This is a genomic window from Synechococcus sp. R6-10, from assembly GCF_047461815.1.
In the GTDB taxonomy this organism is placed as follows: domain Bacteria; phylum Cyanobacteriota; class Cyanobacteriia; order Thermostichales; family Thermostichaceae; genus Thermostichus.
The window spans coordinates 1-2531 of the sequence record NZ_JANSHW010000168.1 but is presented as its reverse complement, the minus strand read 5'-3'; the positions used below and the strand labels follow the sequence as shown (position 1 = coordinate 2531).

Below are 2531 nucleotides of genomic sequence, written 5' to 3'. Positions count from 1 at the left end.
AATCCGTACTGAACATATTATACATTATTTTCAGTATAGTTGAGCTTATTATTGACTAGAGTCATGCTCTCCAGCCACCCCTCAAATCCTTATTGGCTATAGTTGCGGCTGTCCGGAAGTGATAGCAGCAGACTTGCTGGACCTGCCGCGGCTGGAGCTGTATGTGGAAGAGGGGTTTGGGGATCCCTGTGCCCTGCTGCAGCAGAAGGGAGTGCCCGAGCGAATTCACGAGGTGAGAGGGGAGCCAGCCAGTTGGCCTAGTTTTGATGCTGTGGTGTGCACAGCTGAGGACTTGCAGCGGCTGGGGCGGCCTGTGAGGGCTAACTTTGCTTTTGTCTTGGCAGAGGACCACCAACTTCTTTTGGCCAATGCCAGTAAGTTAATGGAAGCAGTGTTGCCTGGCTTTGACTTTGGCAAACTCAGGTTTTCGGTAAAGCTCTACCCAGACACCGTTTTTTACGAGAGGACGTATCTTAACTTTCCTGTGTTTCTGTCTAGTCAGGTGCAGACGGTTATCGACATCGGAGCTGGGGTAGGCCTTGGTAGCGTTTGTTTTCGGGGTTTCTGCCCTGAGGCGGCCATTCATCGTTTTGAGGTGGATCCCTTGGCCTTGCACCTGCTGCAGCAGAATGCTCTTGGCCTGGGCAACTGCTTTGTGCATCCAGTGGGGCTGGCGGGGCAGAATAGCTGCAGAACTTGTCGGCTCTGGCCGGAGGATCCTCAGGCCGAGTGGGGAGTGGAGCAGCTGCTCCCTTTCCGGGAAGCCAGGGCAGCTCTCAAGGAGCTGGGTCTGGAGTTCATCGATGTGCTCAGGGTGGCTACAGGTGGAGATGAGGTGGAGGTGTTGACCAGCCTGCGAGAGCAGCTCAAAGATATCAAGGTCATCTATGTGGAGTTTTGCTCAGAACAAGACCGCAAACAGATTGATCAGATGTTGGACCCTACCCATCTCCTCTGGCAGGGAGAAGTTGTAGCAGGCCAAAGAGGAGTCCTTTGCTATCTAAGCAGGGCTTGCTTTGTCGACAACAATTCAAGCCTTGGAGGAGAGACTTAAGGTTATGAACTCAACCATTATCGTTACGGCTGCTGACAGCAAGTTTTTTGAATTGGTTCAGGGGACTATTCTCTCCATCCGAGAGAAACCTCAGGGGCACTCTGTAGATATTGGATTCTTGGATGTAGGCTGTACACCGGAGCAGTTGCAATGGATAGGTCAGTACGTTGACCACATTGTTGAGCCAGATTGGGACTATGATATTCCCGACATTGATAGACAACCCAAGTATCTCAAGGCACTAGTTTGTAGGCCTTTCCTTCCTGAATACTTTCCAGGCTATGAAGTTTATATTTGGATTGATGCAGATGCTTGGGTGCAAGACTGGTCTGCAATTGAGCTTCTTACCCTGGGAGCAAGATATAAAAACCTTGCAGTTGTTCCTGAGTTGCTAAATACTCTCTTCGATCCCTATCCATTTTCGCATCAAGCTTTTCACCTCTCGGGATACATCAAGTACTTTGGAGATGTATATAACCACCTATACATAAGACCAACTCTAAATGCTGGTGTATTCTCTGGAAGTAATTCCGGTATTCACTGGGTAGCATGGAAAAACAGACTGAGCCAAGCTATCTCTATGAGCCTCGATCTATACTTCTCAGATCAGTATTCTCTAAACCTGGCTATTCATAATGACTTAGGGATAGATAACGTTCAAATTTTACCATTGTTTTGTAACTGGACAGTTCATAGTAAACTACCTCTATGGGATCCAAAAAGAAAGCTCTGGGTTGAGCCTTGGAAGCCTTACATCCCTTTAGGGATTCTACACATTACCTATAAAGATAAGGATAGAAAAACTCATGTAGCTCATACTACCGATGGCTTCAAAGTTGAAGCCAGTCTTTGGTATCCTAGAAGCCATTCTTCTCCAATCAGAAGGTATGACTATGTATCAGCTAATCAAAAGAAAATATATCTCGACTACAACTTCCCTCTAATGACTGCTATTATCGATCCAGGGCCTCGTCCCTGGCCTTATCTACGGAAAGAAGTTCCACATCTTTGGTACGCAGATCAACGCCAGCCTGGTATTGGCTTTGTCAGTCGAGATGAAGCCCACATTCTTTATAACACTGCCCTTAAGCTACAAGGAAAAAACGCCCTAGAGATCGGCTGTTGGCTAGGTTGGTCAACTGCGCACCTGGCGGCAGGAGGAGTTATTCTCGATGTGGTAGATCCTGCTCTGGCCGATCCCCAGATTTATGGAAGTGCGGATCAATCTCTTCGCTCGGCTGGAGTTCGCTCTAATGTCAATCTCTACCCTGGCTATAGCCCAGGGAAGGTGGAGGAGATTGCCCAGCAAGAGGATTGTCGCTGGTCTCTGATTTTCATCGATGGGAATCATGACTCACCAGCCCCCTTGCAGGATGCTCAAGTGGCAGAGCGCTATGCTGCTGAGGATGCCTTAATCCTGTTCCATGATCTGGCCTCGCCAGATGTAGCCGAAGGTCTGAATTATTTGAGAGACAAA

General features: G+C 48.3%; 2 protein-coding genes. Both read left to right on the top strand.

Annotated features, from left to right (window positions below; all coding sequences use genetic code 11):
* Positions 1-133 precede the first annotated feature (133 nt).
* On the top strand, positions 134-1054 hold the full coding sequence (locus NW837_RS05490; RefSeq protein WP_414329703.1) for a hypothetical protein: 921 nt from the start codon (positions 134-136) through the stop codon (positions 1052-1054).
* A gap of 4 nt (positions 1055-1058) precedes the next feature.
* Positions 1059-2531: class I SAM-dependent methyltransferase (locus NW837_RS05485; RefSeq protein ID WP_414329701.1), on the top strand; the 1473-nt coding region annotated here is incomplete at its 3' end.